General features: G+C 62.7%; 13 protein-coding genes. 4 read left to right on the top strand and 9 right to left on the bottom strand.

Annotated elements, in window-relative coordinates; all coding sequences use genetic code 11:
* Window positions 1-127: 127 nt before the first annotated feature.
* The 3 genes from WF331_RS06705 to WF331_RS06695 all read left to right on the top strand — a co-directional run bounded on the left by WF331_RS06705 (window position 128) and on the right by WF331_RS06695 (window position 2,842).
* The gene (locus WF331_RS06705; protein WP_016500464.1) at window positions 128-868 is read left to right on the top strand and encodes a response regulator; all 741 of its coding nucleotides are present in this window, start codon (window positions 128-130) and stop codon (window positions 866-868) included.
* Complete coding sequence (locus tag WF331_RS06700; protein WP_016500465.1) at window positions 865-2,151, top strand: sensor histidine kinase; 1,287 nt, start codon at window positions 865-867, stop codon at window positions 2,149-2,151. The genes WF331_RS06705 and WF331_RS06700 overlap by 4 nt, the downstream gene beginning before the upstream one ends.
* 169 nt (window positions 2,152-2,320) lie before the next feature.
* A complete protein-coding gene (locus WF331_RS06695) occupies window positions 2,321-2,842 on the top strand; it encodes an HvfX family Cu-binding RiPP maturation protein (protein WP_016500466.1) in 522 nt (173 codons plus the stop codon).
* A gap of 33 nt (window positions 2,843-2,875) precedes the next feature.
* On the opposite strand, the gene WF331_RS06690 is transcribed toward WF331_RS06695, so the two are convergent.
* From WF331_RS06690 to WF331_RS06655, 8 genes are all read right to left on the bottom strand, one after another.
* A complete protein-coding gene (locus WF331_RS06690) occupies window positions 2,876-3,571 on the bottom strand; it encodes an HvfC family RiPP maturation protein (RefSeq protein ID WP_041168093.1) in 696 nt (231 codons plus the stop codon).
* Complete coding sequence (locus WF331_RS06685) at window positions 3,564-4,397, bottom strand: HvfB family MNIO-type RiPP peptide maturase (RefSeq protein WP_156858901.1); 834 nt, start codon at window positions 4,395-4,397, stop codon at window positions 3,564-3,566. The genes WF331_RS06690 and WF331_RS06685 overlap by 8 nt, the downstream gene beginning before the upstream one ends.
* Window positions 4,398-4,471: 74 nt before the next feature.
* Window positions 4,472-4,963 carry an HvfA family oxazolone/thioamide-modified RiPP metallophore gene (locus WF331_RS06680; RefSeq protein WP_041167788.1) on the bottom strand — a complete coding sequence of 164 codons (492 nt, stop codon included), beginning with the start codon at window positions 4,961-4,963 and terminating at the stop codon, window positions 4,472-4,474.
* Between the two features lie 174 nt (window positions 4,964-5,137).
* Window positions 5,138-5,698, bottom strand: a complete 561-nt coding sequence (locus WF331_RS06675; protein WP_016500470.1) for a DUF4174 domain-containing protein — start codon at window positions 5,696-5,698, stop codon at window positions 5,138-5,140.
* A 227-nt stretch (window positions 5,699-5,925) separates the two neighbouring features.
* Window positions 5,926-10,419: an NEL-type E3 ubiquitin ligase domain-containing protein gene (locus tag WF331_RS06670; protein ID WP_284398146.1), complete on the bottom strand. Its 4,494-nt coding sequence runs from the start codon at window positions 10,417-10,419 to the stop codon at window positions 5,926-5,928.
* A gap of 98 nt (window positions 10,420-10,517) precedes the next feature.
* Window positions 10,518-14,939, bottom strand: coding sequence for an NEL-type E3 ubiquitin ligase domain-containing protein (locus WF331_RS06665; RefSeq protein ID WP_340622750.1), 4,422 nt, complete (start codon window positions 14,937-14,939; stop codon window positions 10,518-10,520).
* Between the two features lie 78 nt (window positions 14,940-15,017).
* Window positions 15,018-17,378, bottom strand: coding sequence for a DNA polymerase II (locus WF331_RS06660; protein ID WP_340622749.1), 2,361 nt, complete (start codon window positions 17,376-17,378; stop codon window positions 15,018-15,020).
* A gap of 34 nt (window positions 17,379-17,412) precedes the next feature.
* A complete protein-coding gene (locus WF331_RS06655; RefSeq protein WP_340622748.1) occupies window positions 17,413-18,603 on the bottom strand; it encodes an MFS transporter in 1,191 nt (396 codons plus the stop codon).
* A 117-nt stretch (window positions 18,604-18,720) separates the two neighbouring features.
* Here WF331_RS06655 and WF331_RS06650 point away from each other — a divergent pair, with 117 nt between their 5' ends.
* Complete coding sequence (locus tag WF331_RS06650; protein WP_041168094.1) at window positions 18,721-19,617, top strand: LysR family transcriptional regulator; 897 nt, start codon at window positions 18,721-18,723, stop codon at window positions 19,615-19,617.
* Here WF331_RS06650 and WF331_RS06645 read toward each other — a convergent pair.
* Window positions 19,598-20,518, bottom strand: a complete 921-nt coding sequence (locus WF331_RS06645) for a LysR substrate-binding domain-containing protein (RefSeq protein WP_016500477.1) — start codon at window positions 20,516-20,518, stop codon at window positions 19,598-19,600. The two genes, WF331_RS06650 and WF331_RS06645, sit on opposite strands and share 20 nt — an antisense overlap.
* Window positions 20,519-20,545: the final 27 nt, after the last annotated feature.

The following is a 20,545-nucleotide window of genomic DNA, read 5'->3' as shown; positions in this document are numbered from 1 at the left end:
GAGCCACCCAAACCACCGCATGCGGGGTCATATGTCCCTGCCAGATACACTGCAATACAAACCCCGCAGGCAAGCGCAAACGCGCCGGGTACACTGCGCCAACCCCACTCGAACAGGAACGCTGCGCATGGAACACGTCGATCACATCCTGATCGTCGACGACGACCGCGAAATCCGCGAACTGGTCGGCAACTACCTCAAGAAGAACGGCCTGCGCACCAGCATCGTCGCCGACGGCCGGCAGATGCGCGCCTTTCTCGAAGCCAACAGCGTCGACCTGATCGTGCTCGACATCATGATGCCTGGCGACGACGGCCTGCTGCTGTGCCGCGAATTGCGCGCCGGCAAGCACCGTAACACCCCCGTGTTGATGCTGACGGCCCGCAACGATGAAACCGACCGCATCATCGGCCTGGAAATGGGCGCCGACGATTACCTGACCAAGCCGTTCTCTGCCCGCGAACTGCTGGCCCGTATCAATGCCGTGCTGCGCCGCACGCGCATGCTGCCACCCAACCTCACCATCAGCGAAAGCAGCCGCCTGCTGCGCTTCGGCCAATGGCGGCTGGACACCACCGCACGCCACCTGCTCGACAACGACGGCACCCTTGTAGCCCTGAGCGGCGCCGAGTACCGCCTGTTGCGGGTGTTTCTTGACCACCCGCAGCGGGTGCTCAGCCGCGAACAGTTGCTCAACCTGACACAAGGCCGCGAGGCCGACCTCTTTGACCGCTCCATCGACCTGCTGGTCAGCCGCCTGCGCCAGCGCCTGGGCGACGACGCCCGCGAGCCCAGCTGCATCAAGACCGTGCGCAGCGAGGGCTACGTGTTTTCGCTGCCGGTGCAATTGCTCGAGTCCCCCTCATGAAATGGCCGCGCACCCTGGCCTCGCGTCTGGCGATGATCTTTTTCACCGGCCTGGTGTTGGCTTATGGTCTGTCGTTCGGCCTGCAGGCCTACGAGCGCTATATCAGCAGCCGCTCGATGATGCTCAGCAACCTCGAACAGGACGTGGCGACTTCGGTTGCCATCCTTGATCGCCTGCCTGCAGCCGAGCGTGCCGCCTGGCTGCCACGCCTGGAACGGCGCACCTACCGCTACCGCCTTGACCAGGGCCTGGCAGGCGAAGCGATGGCCAGCAGTGACCCACCGATGGCCGCCGCGTCGATCGTCAAGGCCATTGGCAGCGACTACCGCCTGACCTTCCAGGAAATTCCGGGGCCCAATGCGCACTTCCAGGCGCACCTGAACCTGGCCGACGGCGCCCCCCTGACCATCGACGTGACACCCGCACCGGTGCCGGTAGCCCGTTGGTTGCCCGTGGTGCTGCTGATTCAGCTGGCTGTGCTGATGCTGTGTACCTGGCTGGCGGTACACCTGGCCATCGGCCCGCTCACCCGACTGGCCCAGGCAGTGGACAACCTCGACCCGGACCAACCCGGCGTGCAACTGGATGAAAGCGGGCCACGCGAGGTGCGTTACGCTGCCGTGGCCTTCAACGCCCTGCAGGCGCGCATTGCTGCCCACCTCAAGGAACGCATGCAGTTGCTGGCAGCCATTTCCCACGACCTGCAAACACCGATCACTCGCATGAAGTTGCGGGTCGAAGTGATGGATGAGGGGGTCGAAAAGGACAAGTTCGGAAGCGACCTGGATGAAATGGAACACCTGGTGCGCGAAGGCGTGGCTTACGCCCGCAGCATGGACAGCAGCACCGAAGCGACCTGCCGGGTCAACCTTGATGCCTTTCTCGACAGCCTGGTATTCGACTACCAGGACAGCGGCGCCCAGGTTGAACGCCACGGCAGCAGCGGTGCCCTGCTGGAGACCCGCCCGCATGCGCTGCGCCGGGTACTGGTGAACCTGGTCGACAACGCCCTGAAGTTTGCAGGTGCTGCCGAGCTGCAAGTATCACGCGAGGGCAGTACCACCATAATCCGCGTGCTCGACAACGGGCCGGGGATACCCGGTGACGAGCTGGATGAAGTGCTCAAGCCGTTTTACCGTGTTGAAGGTTCACGCAATCGCAGCACGGGTGGCACCGGCCTGGGACTGGCCATTGCCCACCAGTTGATCCAGGCCATGGGGGGGCGGCTGACCCTGAGCAACCGCGAACAGGGCGGATTGTGCGCGCAGATCGAACTCTCCTGAAGTGCATCTGCGATCGTTGCCAGGAACGGCCTTGGATCTGGATCGGGCCGTTCCTTTAAAACGCGAGGTCGCCTCTACAAACAGATACACAACTGCATCCCCCTGACACACTGCAGATACCCCGCCTCGACACACTCCCGGTCACACAACCACACCCCGGGAGTCCCTGATGAAAGCCTTCACCTTGCCCTCCGACTGGAAGCTGTCCACCGCCCTCGCCGGCCTGACCACCGTTGATCGCCTCGGTAGCTGGAGTGCCGACGTGCCATTACGGGTATTTCTGGCCTGGGAGTTTTTCGAATCCGGTCTGGAGAAATTCAACGGCAGCAACTGGTTCGCCGACCTGCAGTCCAGCTTCCCGTTCCCCTTCAACCTGCTGCCCGCGGAGTTGAACTGGCAGCTGTCGATGTGGGCCGAGTTGGTGCTGCCGTTGCTGCTGCTGTTGGGCCTGGGTACCCGGCTGGCATCGTTGGGTTTGATGGTGGTAACCGTTGTAGCGATAGCGGCAGTGCACTGGCCGGCGCACTGGTCGGGCCTGGCGGAGCTGGCCCAAGGCTATGCCATTACCGACCAGGGCTTCGGCAATTACAAGTTGCCATTGATCTACCTGGTGGCGTTGCTACCCCTGCTGCTCAAGGGCGCCGGGCGCCTTAGCCTCGATCATTGGCTTGGCATGCGGTTCGGCAGATGAGGGTCGGGGGCTGCTGAGCAGCCCCCAATGCCTTCAAACTGTTCCGACAATGACGCCCTGCTCGCGCAATGCCTCCAACAATACCAACCCTTGCTGCACATCCCCTCCCAATGCCTGCAGCCGCTCTCTTCCAGTCCCCTGCTCCATCAGCAACCGATACGCCATAGGTGCCAACCGGGCAAAACGCACCTGCAACCGGGCATCGCGATAAACCAGCAGCAAGCTCGGCGATGCAGGGGCAGCCGTTGGCTGGTAGTCCACGCCAATGCTTTCCACCGGCCAACGATAGGCCAGCACCCGCGCCACACAAGACAACAACGGCTCTCCCGCCAACAGGTCACCACCCGGGTCATGCGCCGGGTCCTCGGCATCGCTCAGGTACAGTTGCGCCTCGACCCACTCATAGTGCGCCAGCTCCAGCTGCCAAGGGGCGTCCAGCGCTACACGTTGCAAGTAGTCGACGAACGTCTCGGCAATTTCGGTAAACAACGGCGTCTGGCAACGGTAACTGGCGTAGAAATCACGTACTCGGGCGTGCCAGCGCTGCTCGCCCAACACCTGGCGCATGACCGGGAAGCTGCCAGCCAGCAACCCTTCGATGGCACCATAGAACAATTCACGGTAAACCTTCAGGCGCCGGGCTTCGACGCCGGGCGGCGGGGCATGGCGTTGTGGGTCGCGCAGGTGACGGGCCAAGGCATACTGCTGCGCACGCAGGGTCTCATTCATCTTCTTGCCCTCCGGCAGCGCATTGCACAGCACGCATACGCGCCGTCTCGGCCAACAGTTCGGCCAAGGGCGGGTAGTTGAAATCACGTTCAAGCACCGTCGGCTTTACACCAAAGCGCACGCAAGCGCTGGCGTACAGGGCCCAGACATCCTCCTTCACGGCTGCCCCGTGGGTATCCACTTTGAGGTCCGGCGCTTCATCGTAATGCCCGGCAACGTGCATCCCGGTCACTCGCGCCGGGGGCAAGCCTGCAAGGAATTGCTGGGCGTCGTAGCCATGGTTGCAGGCGTTGACATAAACATTGTTGACGTCCAGCAGCAGGTCACAATCCGCTTCTTCGAGCACCGCCCGGATGAAGTCGAGTTCGCTCATCGCCTGATACGGCGCGGCGTAGTAGCTGATGTTCTCCACGGCAATGCGCCGCTCCAGCTGCTCCTGAGCCTGACGTATGCGCGCGGCCACATGGTGTACGGCTTCATCGGTGAACGGGATGGGCATCAGGTCGTACAGGTGCCCGTCATCACTGCAGTAGCTCAGGTGCTCGCTGTACAGCCGCACCTGGTACCGATCAAGAAACTGCCGGGTCTGCTCAAGGAAATGGCGGTCCAGCGGCGCACTGCCACCCAGCGATAAAGACAACCCATGACAGGTGACAGCAAAGCGCTCCGCCAACTGGGCCAAGCCCTTGCCATAGGCACCGCCCACGGCAATCCAGTTTTCCGGCGCACACTCGAGAAAGTCCACTGCACCCGCCTCCATGGCCAGCAGTTCCGGCAACAGGCCACGACGCAAGCCTAACCCGATGTTCAACATCGCAGGAAACATAAAAGTTCTCCAACCAGCACAACGCCCCACCTGGCCAGCAGGAGGAGCGTTGTGGCGTCTCATGGGGTAGAAAGTCAGGGCTTGCCGGTCAGGTGGCTGAACAACCCATCAGGCATGGCTTTGCCATTGGCCTGATAAATTGCCTTGAGGTGATCCGCTGCTTCCTGCTCGGAGATGAAGCCGTCATGGTTGCGGTCGATCGTGTCGAACTCACGGGCACGGTCCTTGGCCACCGCCAGAAACTCATCGCGCGAGACCTTGCCATCGTGATTGCTGTCGGTTTTGGCGAACGAGGCGTCACCGCACTTGCCTTCACCACACTTGCCCTCAGCCCCGGCCTTGGCGCCGGCGCCGCATTTACCTTCACCGCACTTGCCTTCGCTTTGGGAAGCCTTGCCGCTCCCCCCGCACTTGCCTTCACCACACTTGCCCTCGCCGGCCACTTTGGCCGAGGCCAGTTGGTAACCTTGAGCCAGCGGCTCGACGGCGAACGCACTGTTGCTCAATGCCATGCTGCCGATCAGGGCGGCGCCGAGCAGGCCGAGGGTGTTTTTTGCTTGAGTCATGATGCAGCTCCACTGGGGTTGGAAAGTGGAGCCATTAGGCCGTTGCGGTTTGTCGTGGATGTATCGTGGCAGGCGCACTTTTGTATGGCAGTAGGTCTGCAGCACAGGCAGATACAGTGCGATACACACCACCCGGCGACGGGCCCCAAGGTGCCTTGGGGCCCTGAGGCGTGATCAGTCTTCCAGCGGTTTGGGCGGGGCCGCTGGCTTGGCGGGCTTGGCAGGCTTGGCCGGCTTGCTGTCCTTGTCCTTGGCTTGCGGGGCCGCGGCTACGGGCTCGGGCGCCGCCACCGCCTTTTCGCTGGCAGGCAGTTCATCGACCGCTTTGAGGATCACCTGTGGGTCGATGGCCTCGCCGGTGTCGTCGTCCTTGAGCATGTGCCGCTCACCGTCCTTGCCCACCAGAATCACCTTGGTCCCCTTGCTCGCACCCAGCTTCAGTTCCCGAATGAGGGCCATTGTGGTCTGCTGCTCGAGGTTCTTGTCCTCTCGCTTGCCCATCATGTTGGCGACGCTGTACAGGACAAGGTTGCGCTCCTTGAACGCAGCCTGGGTGGCCGGGTCCTCGAGCGCCTTGTTCAGCCCTCGCAACGTTGGGTCGGCACTGCTGGGAGCGATAACCACCAATGGTCTGGCCTTGCCCAGTTCCTTGGCTAGAGGCGCATCACTGTCTGCGGCAAACAGGGGGCCGGCAACAGCAAGCAAGGTTGCGAGGGTCAGTGACCGGACAAGCATGCGTATCTCCTTATTGTCTCGATATACCAATGACTACAGATCACGGAGAAAAATCCGACAGGGAGCCTAAACCACTTCATTCCAGAACGGGGTGTGCAAAAGTAACTGTCGATTTCCGAGCCACCTGAAGCCAAGACTACGGCGCTGCTACAAACCACTGTCAGCACGATTGAGCATAGCCCAAAGCCGCTTTGGCAGGGCCAGGCAGCCCTTGATCTGAGCGCAGGTCAACGCACATCGATCGCTGGCCCCTTGGGGCCGACTTCCATCGCGTGAATCGTCATATCCAGCATCAGCCCTCTGCGGGCAGCGCGCTGAGCATCACGAATGGCATCCGCCTGGTCGATCATGGCCCCTTCGGTCAGCGCTTCGTCGTCAAGCACGGTTTCAAGCTGCCTTCTGAACGGCAGGTCGACCGCAGCGAATCGCTCAGGATGGGCACGCTCCAGGTGCGCCTGCCAGAATTCACGGTCGACCATGGAGCGGGCAATCTCTTCCGGCGTTTCTGCATCCCGCACCGCAGCCTCTGCTTCTGCAAGGTCCGCATCCAGGACGCCCGAGATCGCAAGAAAGCTCATTTCGCCCACCTGCAATGGCAGGTCGAGACGCTCCCTCAGCCCGACCCTGAAAGCCAACCCCACCTCGCTTCCTTCCAGCGTCCTGCCATGCTGTAACGCCCATCGGGTAGCGAACATGTCGACTGCATCCTGGCGCCATAAACGTCTGCCCAGGTCTAGCAAAGCGCGTTCGCTTCCTCCCTTGGCCGCGTGCTCAACCTGCCAAACCAGCAAATTCAGTTCAAGGTTGCTCAAGCACCAGGTTGCACCATCCTGGCACCCCCACTCATCATTGGCCACGGACAGCAAGTTCTGCCGAAGCTCCGGCGTAATGGCCATCGCTTGTAATACCCCCATTACCCGATTGCCCAGTGCACGCGGATTGACACGAAAGTCTTCTGACAGCAACAACTGGCGAAGCACACGGAAAAAACGCTCGGCGTCCTGCCCTGAATCCAGCGAGTCCCAGGCAGCAAGCATCAAGCCGCGATGCTCCGGGGCCACACTATCCCCCCAGACTTCACGCGCGTGCTGCAGCCGCAGAAGCACTTGCTCCTCGTCGAGGGCAGGATCGTCGCTACTTAACGAAGCTTGCAAGCGTAACGTCTGGGCCTCGCCCAAAGGGTTCGCATTCAAGCGAAACCGCCGCCTATGCCACAGGGGCAACTGGTAGAAACCCTCTGGAATGTGCCTGATCCGGTTATCCCGCAAGTCAACGGATACCAACTGAGCGTTGTCGAACACGCCCAGTGGAAACTGCGAGATCTGCGTGTCGCGCAAGCTCAGCCAACGCAATTCAGCCAAACCCGCCAACGTGAACCGCCTCCCCAGGGGGTTATGGGAAAGGTCGAGAGACTGCAGGCTCGTGCAACTGGCCAATGTGGCGGTCTGTGCAGTGTTCAGGACGATGCGGTTGTTGGTCAGGCTCAGATGCCGCAGCTGCGCTATCTGGAGCAACGGCTGCGGAAGGCGCGTCAACAGGTTCCCTCCCAGATCGAGGGTTTGCAGGTTAGGGAAAGCCAGCAATAAGCTGCTGGGCACCTCCAGAAGGTCAAGGTGCAGCAGCGACAGGCTGGTCACACCTCTGAAACTGACCTGTGCGGGTATGTTAGGCAAGCCACTCGATCTGAAATTGCAGAACATGACGTGGAGGTTTTCCTGTGCACTGATTTGCAGTTCCCCCACGCCCACCGACCGCCGCCAGCAATTGAACAACGTCTGGCGTAAAGCCTCTCGATCTTCCCTGACATCGCCCTGCCCTCGTGCCACCCAGGTATTCAGTGTGATGCGGAGCACCGCGAACTCATTGCGAAGGTCAGCCAGTACTTGTTCAATCTGATGCCCGGAACGCCTGGCGTCATCGGCGAAGGTCTCGACCTGCTCATCACTCAACCACGGAAAGAGATCGCGCAGCGTCGCCCTCAGGGCACGCCCCCTTGATGCAAAACCACCTACTCCGCCGCCCCCCAGTGGGTAGCCAATACGTCCATCGGCCAAGCGCATGGGCCCTCGGACAGCACCGGGGCGTACCGCGCCAAGCAAACGACTGATCTCATCACGATGGCGTGCCGCTTCGCGCGCCACTATCACCCTGAGGTTGTGCGCAAAGGGATCGCCGATCCCCATCGCCTCCCTCTGCGCTTCGGTATAGGCTGGCGCGATGACTTCGAACAACTCACCTGCCTCACCCAGCGCCGTGCCCTGGCTGCCATGCAGTTGAAACGTACCGTTCAGGTGGACCAGATCGAACGCCCGCTGCCCTTGCTCGGTCTTCGCCAGTATCGGCCCGCCCAGGCCACCTTCATACAGACGCCAGCACACACCTTGTTCGCCACCGGGTACATACCGCAGCAAGCCCAACGTCACCCGTGCCAGGTCTGCATGCTGCGGCGTATCAAGGTACAACGCCTCAAATACCCGAGCCTGGCGGGTAGCCAGCACACTGCCCCTTGCCGCCTCGGCCAACCCCAGGGCAACCCTTGCGCTGGACTGCAGCCGCATGCGATCCACGCTGCTGGCGGCCTGTACCAATGCTTGCGCAGTGCGCGCGCTCAGCCCCGGGAAGACCCGGCGCAGCGCCGCGCTGCCAGGGGTGTCGCTGGGCTGCAAGGCTTCGAAAAGGTGCTGCAGCAGTGTTCGGCGCTGCGTCCATGCCAGCGCGGCCAGTGCCTGATCTGTCAGGCCACTCGCGCCTGGCAAGTGCCGAGCGTGATCGAGCACTGTTGCATCTTCTACCGGCTCGCCGTTGCGCAGGCGGCCAATCATGCTGCGGATGCGTTGATCAAGCCTGACCCGCTCCACACTGTCGATCATCCCGGGGCTCGGTGCCTGGGCGTGTACATGCAGGCCACGCACGTCATCGCCATCAAGGCCATGGAACAGCAGAACCTGATCGATCTGTTCGTCATTCAGCCCATTGAAGGGTTCACCCAAACGCCGGAACATGCGGTATTTGTCGGTCCACCGGGCCGGTTGCTCGCTCCACAACCGCCAGGCACCTGCGCCATTGTGGCGCAGCAACGGCCCGTGGCCGTCGACCGGATACAACTGCCATTGATCATCACCCGCCTCTGCCACGCGATAGTGATGCCCGTCCATTTCGACCCAGGCCTGCCCGTCCTGGCGCCGAATACCCAAGGCATCCCGGCTCGAGGCCGCAACGGGGGCCTGGCTTTGAAACGGGGTCAAGTCGTGTTGCCAGAGTTTCTCGGTGCCGTCCTCCAGCCGAGCCGGCACCATGGCATCGACCTGCGCAGAGCGTGCCCAAACCCGTCGAGCGACACCAACCCCGGCTACCGTGGTCGCCAGCACGGCAAGGTCTGTCGCCACGTGGGTCAAATGTTCGAGCGCCTCCTGACGATCGCCTTCCTGCCAGGCCTCGGCGCCATGGTAGACCTCACCCAGTAGTTCGCAGGCCGTCACGGCCAGCAGCGCCAGGCCAAGCCCAGGCAGGAAGAAACTGGCCAGGTTGAGCAGCGCCCACCCTTCGGCTTCAAGGCGCAGGTCATGCTGGCGCTGAACCTCACGATCCAGTCTGGCCACAGGGACCGCGATCATCGCCGCATCTTCCTTGATCTGGTGGATACGTGCCTGTGCCAGGCTGATGAACAATGGCTGCGGGTAAGCCTGCAAGTGCGGTTCGAGATCGCGAAAAGCCCAGCCCGGCAGGTCATCGAAGCGCTCCGCGACCTGGGCGAAAAAAGCCTGGCTATCGCGCCGCAGCACGAAGCGGCTGAAAAAACGCTGGTAAGCCTTGTCTCGCAAGCGACGGCCCAGTTCGCGGTTCAGTTTGTCGATGCTCTCGAACGCGCGCCAGGGCGAAAAAGGGTCTCCAGGCACGTAAAGCAACACCCGACGCGTCGTGTTGAACAGGACGCCCTGCTCGACCACTACGAACACTGTCACCTGCTCAATCCGGCAACCCAGCAATTTCAGTCGCCTGGCCTGCACAAGGTCGCCCGCCAGGCGCGGCAGCTCGCCCTTCTCGCACACAGCCACCATCACATTGAGTTCGCTGGCATCCAGCGTTCCCTCCTGCCTGGCTTTGTAGGCGTCCACAAGCATGGTGTAGCGCGTGGCATCTACAAGCTGTGATACCAGGCGCTCGGCACTGCCAGTGGGCGAGAGGACGGCATCCAGATGACGTTGATAGCGCTCACCCAGGTCCAGCTCACGACACAGTCCGGCAAATTCGATGCTCGTAGGGGGTTTGACCGTGCCATGGCGTGGAAGCAGCAGGCGGTTACCGCGCGGCTGACCACCTTCCTGCGCCTGCGCGGCCGTGAAGTTGCGCAATGCCACTTCGAGCAGCGGCTTTTCTTCATACACCACGTCAGTCAGGTGCGTGCCTACCGGCTGACTGTTGATCACAGGCTCCCGGCGGCCCTCCAGAAACCTGAGCAAGTACGGGTTACGGCCAAGCCCGTAACGCTCGTCGAGGGCCTTCCCCAAGGCTGATGCGACGAAACTGTCGAGGCCCTCGATACCTCGCAGCACCGCCTTCACGTGCTCACAGCAGCGAAGGCTGTTTGCCAATGCCTTGCCGATCTCAGGCAGTTGCTCAGCCGGTGCATGACGCAACCAGGGCGGCAGGCGCCTGCCGATGATGCCGTCCTGGAAAGCATCGATGGCGGCCTGCGCATCTGACGGCACAGTGGTGTCCATGGCTGGGGGCCTCTTCATGAAAAGAAGCCAGACTAAGTCGCCTGCCCCGCGCCAGGCGCTATATAACTAATGCCTGCGGCCAGACAACCGGCCACCCGCTAGCTGAGCACACGCTGCACCGTATTCCGGTCCAGCGCCTCCAGCGTCAACTGCAGCAACACCGCATGCTCGCGTTGCTGATTGCGGATCTGCAGCCGTGCGATTTCCTCGTCCCGGTTCCCCAGTGCCATCAGCCGCTCCAGCTCAGCGTGCATGGATGGGGGCACTTGCAAGCGAACCGCAAAGGTCTTGCGCAGGTAATCCTGCCAGAACCACTGGCGTGACAGGTAATCAGCAATGCCCTCCCGGGTCTGTCGCGCCAGAACCCTTTCACGGGCCAGGAGAAGGTCCTGTTTACCCAAGGCAGGGATACCTGCATAGAGCATTTCATCGGGTTGGCCAGGCAAATCCAGCGACGTGCGCAAGCCAATTCGATAGGCCAAGGCGAATTCGATCGATTCAGCCCCAGCCCCCACCCGCTGCGCATGTTCAGCGGCAACTTGCTCAAGCACCGCCAACCGCCACATCCGCGCACCGAGCTTCAGCAAGGCCCGTTCAGGCCGGGCAGATCCGCTGTGCCTGGTGCGCCATATCATCACTCGCAGTTCCAGGTCGGCGAAACGCGCGGTGGCGTTATCCTGGCAACCGGTCGCCGCAGCGTGCTCGAACAGCTCCTGCCTGAGGGCATCATGCTCCGACATCGCCTGGAGCATGTCGAACACCCGCGCCGCCAGCGCGGATGCGGTCGATGAGAAACTGAAGGCGCCCGACTCTGTCAGCATCGACAGGGTATTGAAGAACTCTTCCGATTGTTCCTCGGCCTCCAGATGGGCCCACAGTGCAGCCATTTCATCCCGACGTTCGCCAGGCAACCCATCCAGAATGCGCAACCGGTAAGGCACGCGGCTGGCCTCAAGCAAATGCCAGGTTGATAACCCATCCTGAGCGTCCTGCAGCAGGTTGCCGGAAAGCTCGACCCTGCCCGAGCGCCACAGCGGCGATCGATGAAAACCCTCTGGCAGTTCCGCAATACGGTTGTCGCTGAGATTCAGGGTATGCAGTTCTGGCGCGTCCATCAGCCCGTAGGGAAACTCGGGTATCTGTGTGTTGGCCAGGTGAAGAGCATTCAGCTCGGTCATGGCGAGGACAGAAAATGCCCTGCGCAACGGGTTGTCCGACAGGTTCAGGTACACCAGGGACCGGCAATCTGCCAGGACCAATGCCTGGCCTTGGTCGAGCGCGATCTGGTTACCAGACAAGTCGAGCACCTCCAGCTTCTGGACAAGCCCCAGCGGCAATGGCAAACGCCTGAGTCGGCAATTGGTGATTTCGAGGTTGCGCAAGTTGGGAAATGCCTGCAGAAACTCATCCGGAACATGCTCCACACGCATGGAGCGCAGGGCCAGGATGGAGACGTGGGGAAAGCCCACCGGCGCGGGCAGGGCTGGCAGATGGCCCAAGCGGCTGATCGTCTGGGTCAGCATGAAGCGCCCGTCGTCCAGTGCCGCTTGCGCTTGCAGTTCGGGCACAAGACAGCGCCAGCAGTTGATCAGGCCCTTTCTGAATTCACGCCGTGCGACCAGTTCCGAGGATAGCAAGGCGCTGCGTGCCCACTTGGTCAAGTATCTCTTCAGCACGCCATATTGCTGCTCCAGCCTATTTAACCTGGCCTGCGCGTCGCCTGAGGCCAACCAGCGCTCGATCTGTTCGTCGGTAAAGGCCGGGTACAGATCTCGCAACCGGGCCTGAAATGCCCTAGGCCTGTTTCGCCCTAGCGCCCCCCATAGCCTGCCGCCAGCCATGGGGTAACCAATCCGGCCATCCGCAAGCCGCTGCGGCGCAAGAAACGAGCCGCTGGGCTGTTCCAGCCTGAGCAGATTCACCACGGCCTGGCGTCGGTCGAAAGCAACGTTGGTCAACGCCTGGCGCAGCGCAGGCACAAAAGGCTGACCCTGGCCGATGGCCGCTTGTGCTGCGTCGTCATAGCCGCCGGCCAAAGCTTCGAACAACTCGCCCGTCTCACCGACAACGCTGGGCGTTCGGGCGCGCAGGCGGAACAGTCCATGGCGATGAAGCAGGTCAAACGTCTGCCCCGATCCCTGGACCGTCAGTAACGGCTCGCTGGCATCTGCATCGAACAACCGCCAGCCCGGGCCGCCAGCGCCCGGCACATGCACCAGCAGGTTCAATACCACCCGCGCCAGGTCGAGGTTTTGCGGCGTGTCGATGCATAGCGACTCATACACCCGCGCCATTCGAATTCGCGCTACCTGCAACCTTGCAGCCTCGCCCATCAGCAACGGCACACGCCCCGTTTCACGCAACAGCTGCACGTCATCCTCGCTGGCATCGCGCAGCACCTCATCCGCCGCCAAGCGGTGCAGGCTGGTGAAATCCTGCCGTAACAGGCGGCCGGTTTCCGTGTCGGGGTTCTGCTCGTCGTACACCGTCTGCAGCAGTTCCCGTCGGCCAGCCCAAGCCACATCGGCCAACGCTGGCCCATGCTTTCCGGCCGCCTGTGGAAGGCGCATGACCCGCGCCATCAGCAACGGGTCTGCGGTAACCCCTCCCTCGCGCAACTGGTTGATCAATGTACCAATCCTGCCGGCGAGCCGCACGCGTGCGACGGTGTCGACCAGTGCTGCCTCCGCTGGTCGTCCATACACATGCCATGCCCGCACGTGCTGATCATCGAGGCCATGGATCGCCAGCGACCGGTCGACCTGCGCATCGTCAAGGTCGCTGAATGGCCCGCCCAGGCGACGGAACAACTGGCGTGTGTCGTCCCACTCGGCAGGCTGCTCGCACCACAGCCGCCACGCACCGGCGCCATTGTGGCGCAGCGGCGGCGCATAGCCCTGATAGGGGAGCAGTTGCCACTGCTCATCGGCGTCGTGCCAGGTCACCTCATACCAGTGCCCGTCCATGCTGATCCAGCGGCGCTCGCCCAGGCGGTGCGTACCCTGCATGTCCAGCACTGCCGTAGCTGGCGGGCTTTCGCCGCGATAGGGGCTGAGGTCTGCGTTCCACAGTTTTTCTTCCCCGCTTTCCAGCTGCGCCGGTACCAGGCTGTCGACCACGCTCCAGGCGCGTCGGGCGGTGGCGACGACGGCAACGGTTGCCCCCACAGCCAGCAGCCCTTTGCCAACATTCAGCAGGTGCGCAAGTGCCGCATTGCGTTCGTTGTCCTGCCAGTCCCCTATCGCCTGGAAGGTCTGCTGTAGCAGTTCCCAGGCCATCACCCCCAACAACACCGCGCCGATGGCCGGAACGAAAAGCCCTGCAACACCCAACAGCGTCCAGCCTTCAGCACGCAAACGGCGGGCGTGTTCGGCCTGGACCTCGCGATCAAGCAAGGCTACGGGCGGGGCGATGACGGCAGCATCGTCCTTGATCCACGCGACCCAGTCGTTCGCAAGGTGTTCGAACAGGGGCAGGCGATAAGCGAAGGTCTGCTCATCGAGGTCTCTGGTCGCCCAGCCGGCCACGTCATCCAGCCGCTCACTGACGGCCGAAAAAAATCGCTGGCTGTCGCGTCGGCGCACGAAGCGGTTGAAGAAACGCCGGTAGTCATCTTCGCGCAGGCGTTTGCCAAGCACCCGGCGGACGTACTCATCCAGGTCGCTGCGCACGCTCCAGGGGCCATGCGGGTCACCCGGCACATAGACCAGCACGCGCTTGCTGGTGTCGAACAACACGCCATCGTCGATCACGTCCAGCACGACGATCTGCTGCAGGCGGCAACCGAACAACGCCAACTGCCGCACGCGAACGGGTGCACCTTCAAGTTTGTTGAGGGTGTCCTCAAGGCAGAGCGCGACCACCCACTGCAGTTCGGCTGCGCTCAATACGCCTTGCGCCCTGGCTTGCAAGGCATCCACCAGCATGCTGTAGCGTTGCCGTCGTGTCAGTAATCCCTTGACCTCGGTCTGCAGTACGTCATCCAGGTGCGCCTGGTATTTCTGCCCGAGGTCCAGCGTGCGACACAGCCTGGCGAAGGCCGTTGCAGACAGTTCAGCACGCTTTTCGCCATGCGCATCGACCAGGCAATTACCAGGCGGCTGGTCGCGCTGCTGTTGCGCGGTGAAATTGCCCAAGGCGGCCTCGAGCAGAGGTATGTCGTAGTAGTCGTTGGCGACAACCGGAAGCCGACTGGTTACATAATTGATCGTCGGCGAAGTGAAGGTGTACCACTGGCGAAAGTACAAGCGATCTACATCAAGGCTGCCGTGGGTACCCAGCGCTTGCTGCAGCAAGGGCTGGGTGAATGCACTCAGGTTGCGTAGCCGCGCCAGCGCTGAGGACAAGCCTGCGCGACAGGCCAGCAGTTCAGGCAACGCCTCGCTCAACAGGGTGAATTCGGCCATGCTCAGCCGCTTCATCCAGGCCGGCAGCCGCCGTGCAATGTAGTGGTCCTGGCATGCTTGTGCCATGGCAAGGGTATCGACCGCAGCCGATGGTTGACTGCTCGTGTTCTGCATCTCTGCCTCCGCGGTAGCATGGAGGCCCGAGTCTGAAGACTGCAGCGTGATGCTGACGCCTAGCTATCTACCACCCATTCAGAACAGCAGTAACTGATGGTCGGTAAGGCGAACGAAATCATCGCCGACAAAAGGCAGGATGGCGTCGGCCACCGGCAGTAGCTGACGGCTGATGTAGTGATCGTAGTCGATCGGTGCCTGCAGGTTTTCCAGCGGCTCAGGGCCGGCGGTGGTGATCACGTAACTGATCCAGCCCCCACGCTGGTACTGCAGAGGGCGTCCCAGACGTTTGTTGTACTCGTCGGCAAGGCGTGCGGCACGCACATGCGGCGGCACGTTGCGCTGGTAGTCGGCCAGCGGGCGACGCAGGCGCTTGCGATAAACCAGCAGTTCGTCCTGCTCGCCGGCCAACGTTCGCCGCACGTACTCGCGGACATAATCTCGGTAGGGCTCGCTGCGGAACACACGGCCGTAGAGTTCCTGCTGGAACTGCCGGGCCAGCGGTGACCAGTCGGTGCGCACCGATTCCAGGCCCTTGTAAACCATTTCTTGCGAACCGTCGGCCCGCTGCACCAGGCCGGCATAGCGCTTTTTACTGCCTTCATCGGTACCGCGGATGGTGGGCATGAGGAAGCGTCGGTAATGCACCTCGAACTGCAGTTCGAGGGCGCTCTGCAGGTTCATGGTCTCGTGCAGATGGGCTTGCCACCATTGGTTGACCTTTGCCACCAGCTCGCGGCCGATGCGCGCCGCGTCCTCCTCGGCGTGGGCCCCCTTGAGCCAGACAAAGGTGGAGTCGGTATCACCGTAGATCACATCGTAGCCACACGCCTCGATCAGGGACCTGGTCTGGCGCATGATCTGGTGACCGCGCATGGTGATCGACGACGCCAGGCGCGGGTCGAAGAAACGGCAACCGCTGGAACCCAGCACGCCATAGAAGGCATTCATGATGATTTTCAAGGCCTGCGACAGCGGCGCATTGCCCTCGCGCTTGGCCGCTTCCCTACCCTGCCACACCCGTTCGACGATGGCTGGCAGGCAGTGCTGTGTGCGTGAAAAACGCCCACCGCGAAAACCCTCGACCGAATGTGCGTCGTCAGGCAGACGCAGGCCTTCAATCAGCCCGACCGGGTCGATGAGAAAGGTACGGATGATCGACGGGTACAGGCTCTTGTAGTCCAGCACCAGCACCGAATCGTAAAGCCCCGGCCGCGAATCCATGACAAAACCGCCGGGGCTGGCTTCGTCAGGGCGGCTGCCAAGGCTGGGCGCGACAAACCCAAGACGGTGCATCTGTGGAATGTACAAGTGACAGAACGCAGCTACCGACCCACCGCTGCGGTCCACGGCCAGCCCCGTCACCGACGCACGCTCGAGCAGGAAGTCGAGCAGCCGGGTATGGGCGAAAATGCGCGTGACCAGTTCGCAGTCCTTCAGGTTGTAGTGCGCCAGGGCCGGTTTGTCTTCGGCGAAGCGGCGGTTGATCTCGTCCATGCGTTGGTACGGCGTGTCGATGGCCTTGCCTTCGCCCAGCAGGGTCTGGGCAACGTTCTCCAGGCTGAACGAGGGAAAACTCCAGGTAGCCGAACGCAACGCCTCGATGCCATCGATCAGCAAACGCCCCGGCGCATCGGCAAAAACGTGGCCACCACCGGCATGGCTGCGCAGGGTCATGGCCGCACCGTTGCGCCCCAGCGTCAGTGGCACCTGCAACGACTTGGCATGCTCATGCAGCAGGCGCAGGTCGAACTGCACCAGGTTCCAGCCAATGATCGCGTCCGGGTCATGCCTGGCCATCCACTGGTTGAGCCGGGTAATCAAAGCGGCGCGATCGGCGCAATACTCCAGGTCGAAGTCAAGCTCGGCGGCATCGCCGTTGGCCGGGCCGAGCATGTACACCCGGCGCTGGCCACAGCCCTCCAGCGCGATACTGTACAGCTCTCCACGCTCGCTGGTCTCGATGTCCAGCGACACCAGGCGCAGCGGCGGGCGATAACCGGGCGAGGGTTTGAGCTGGGCATCGCAGAGGACGCCCTGGGCATCGGGTTGGCCGGTGAACTGCACCGGAGCAGTGATGAACCGCTCCATCAGGTAGCGTTCGGGTGGGCGGATATCCGCTTCGAACACCTCGACACCCGCCGTACGCAGGCGTTGCTCCAACTGCATCAGTTGCCGGTGCTGCCGGCAGTACAACCCCAGCACAGGGCGCTGGTCGAAGTCTTTCAGGGCCAGTGGCCGCAGCTCGACGCCGGGCTCGTTGGCCAGCAACACCCGCGCATGCGCCTCATGCGTCTGCGCAATGAACGCCACCGAGACCTGTGGCGCCAGGCGTAGCTGCCGTGGCCCCTGATCGGTTGCCAGCCAGAACTCCACGCAGGTGCCTTCGGGCGTGTCATGCCAATGACGGGTCAGCACAAAACCCTGCTGCAACTCCACTGCGTCGACCTCTGCTGAAAAACGCAATTCTACGCTAGCGGGCCCCCGCCACGAAGCCACTTCTGCGCGCCGCCCTGGTCAGCAACAAGGCCACCGCGATCAATGCCAACACCACCCCGCCAAAGGCCTCGGTCCCGCTCCCGACGAGCAACGCGCCACCCACGATCCCGCCCAAGGCGATAGCGCTGTTCCACACTGTCACCAGCATCGATTGCGCCACATCCCCGCCCTCGCCCGCCGCATCGGCACAGGCGGTCTGCAGCAGGGTCGGTGCGCCACCGTAGGTCAAGCCCCACAGGGCGATGCTCAGGTACATCAACCAAGACGACGCCTGCCCCAATGCCAGCGTGGCCAAGGCAAAACCGGCCAAACTCAGCAACACCAGCTTGCGCAGGTGTCGGTCGACCAGCATCCCCACCAGGCCGATCCCGGCCAGCGCCGAAAGGCCGAACACCATCAGCACCGCGCCAATTTCCCCAGCCATGCCCGCCGCCGCCAGCAGCGGCACAAGGTAGGTGTAGAGGATGTTGTGGCCAAGGATCCAGGTCAGGATCACCAGCAGCACGATCAACACCCCCGGCGTGCGCAACACCTGCATGGCCGCCGGGCGCTTGCCAGCGGCATGCCCCGGGTACTCCGGCACCGAGCGCAGCACCCACACCACCAGTAGCAACGCCACCAGGGTGACCAGCACAAACGTTGCACGCCAGCCCAGCCCAGCGCCCAGCCAGGTGGCAATGGGCAGCCCGAGCGACAGCGCAATCGGCTGCCCGAGCATCGCCAACGCCATGGCCCGGCCCTGCAACGGTGCCGGCACCATGCGCCGGGCATGGCCCGCGATCAGGCCCCATGCCAGGCCGGCGGCAGCCCCCGTGAAAAAGCGCAGCACCAGGGTCAGGCTGTTGGAGCCCGACAAGGCGGTCAGCCCGTTGAACAGCACGAAGCCGAGGATCGCCAGCAACAGCGCCCGGCGCCGATACCAGCCTTGGGTCAACGTCACCAACGGGATGGCGGTCAGTAACGAGCCCAAGGCATACGCCGTGACCCATTGCCCGGCCATGGCCTGGCTGATGTGCATGCCGTCGGCGATCTGGTCGAGCAAGCCCGCCGGCAGGGTTTCGCTGAGGATGGCGATAAAGCCGGTCATGGCCAGTGCCAGCAGCCCGCTGAGGGGCAGGCGTTCGCTACTGGCGTCCAGCAACGGTGGGGAGGATGTCCGGGACATTGCAATTGCCTTGAGTGGGAAAACAAGGCGGACAGTCTGCAAGCAAGGCCACTGCGGAAAAAGACGGTTACAATGCCGCTCACCCAGGACATTTATGTCCGCAATCAGGAATGCAACATGGACAGCCTCAGCGGGTTCGTGGTTTTCAATCGGGTGGCCGAAACCCGCAGCTTCGTCGCCGCCGGCCAGTCGCTGGGCATCACTGCCTCGGCCGTGGGCAAACGCGTGGCGCGCCTGGAAAGCCGCCTGGGCGTGCGCCTGTTCCACCGCAGCACACGCAGCATTACCCTCACCGCCGAAGGCACGATGTTCCTCGAGCGCAGCCGGCGCATCCTTGCCGAAATAGAGGCCACCGAGCAGGAACTGTCGCAGGCCAGCGAAACGCCGCGCGGGCGCCTGCGGGTGAGCATGCCGCAGGTGACCAGACTGGTAATGCCGGCACTGGCCGAGTTCATGGCACTGTACCCACAGGTTGAACTGGACCTGGACTTCTCCGACCGCATGGTGGATATCGTCGGCGAAGGCTTCGATGTGGTGATGCGCGGCGGGCAGCCGGTGGACTCCCGGCTCAGCGCCAAATTCCTGGGGCACTTTCAGCACCGCCTGGTGGCCTCGCCCGAGTACCTGCGCGAACGCGGCACACCCTTGCACCCACGCGACCTGGCGGCGCATACCTGCCTGCATTATCGATTCCCCAGCAACGGCAAGCTGGAAACCTGGCCGCTGCGCCAGGAGCATCCCGAGCAAGCCTATGACATCCCCATCTCGATGGTCTGCAACCACGTCGAAACACGCGTCTGCTTTGCCTTGAACCACCGCGGCATTACCTGTCTGCCGGACTTCAACGTGGGTCGTGAATTGGCCAATGGCTCGCTGGTCAGTGTGCTCGACGACTTCATGGAACGGCGCGGCAGCTTCTATCTGCTGTGGCCGTCCGGGCGGCAGATGCCGCCGAAGTTGCGGGTGTTCATCGATTTCATGCTCGAGCGGGTGTTCAACCGTACAGGTAATTGATGTCCTTGTAGGCCAGTGGTGGAACCTGGCCCAGCAGGAAGTCGCGCAGCTTGTGCATCTGCCGCGCTTTAGGGCTGGCCTTTAGCCAGGTCATGTAGTACCCGTCACCGGTGGCCACTGCGTGCTTGAACGGCGTGACCAGGCGCCCGGCCTGCAGGTCGGCACTGGCCAGCACCAGGTCGACCACCGAAATACCCAGGCCTTGCTGGGCAGCCGAAATGCCCTGGTCGAGCGTATCGAACACTTGCCCCTGGTCGATGCTGATCTCCAGTGCGCCCATCCGCGCCAGCCAGCGTCGCCAGTCGCGCCGGTCGGGTGACGGGTGCAGGAACTCGCATTGGGCGAGGTCTGCGAGGGCCGGTTGAGGCTGTGGCATGTAGTCGGGCTGGCACACCGGGATCAGCCATTCATCGAACAGCTTGAAACTCTCGATATCAGCGGGAAAACGCCCGCTGGCCAACAGGATGGCGCAGTCGTAGGGCTCGGAATAGAAGTCCACGGTGTCGATATCCATCCAAACGCTGGACAGTTGCACGCTGCAGTTGTCATCGGCCTTCTTGAACGCATCCAGCGCCCGCAACAGCCAGCGCATGGTGAGCGTTGACGGCGCCTTCAGGCGCAGGCCGTAGCGGTCCTGGCGCAGCAACGCGCAGGCATTTTCGATGATCTTGAAGCCAACCTTCAGCTCCTGCGACAGCAGGCGCCCGTGCTCGGTCAGGCTCAGTTTCGGGCCACGCCGCTCGAACAGGTCGCAGCCAAACAGGGCTTCCAGGGTCTTGATGTGATGGCTGACCGCCCCCTGGGTCAGGGCCAGTTCTTCCGCCGCACGGGTAAAAGAGCCATAGCGAGAGGCCACCTCGAAGGCACGCAGGGCGTGCAAGGCCTGAATCCGTTCCGACATGGCGACGTCCCGAGCATGAACAAGACT

This window comes from Pseudomonas sp. YNh, from assembly GCF_037993085.1.
Lineage (GTDB): Bacteria > Pseudomonadota > Gammaproteobacteria > Pseudomonadales > Pseudomonadaceae > Aquipseudomonas > Aquipseudomonas putida.
The sequence above is the reverse complement of the archived record's forward strand: the minus strand, read 5'-3'. Positions and strand labels throughout refer to the sequence as shown.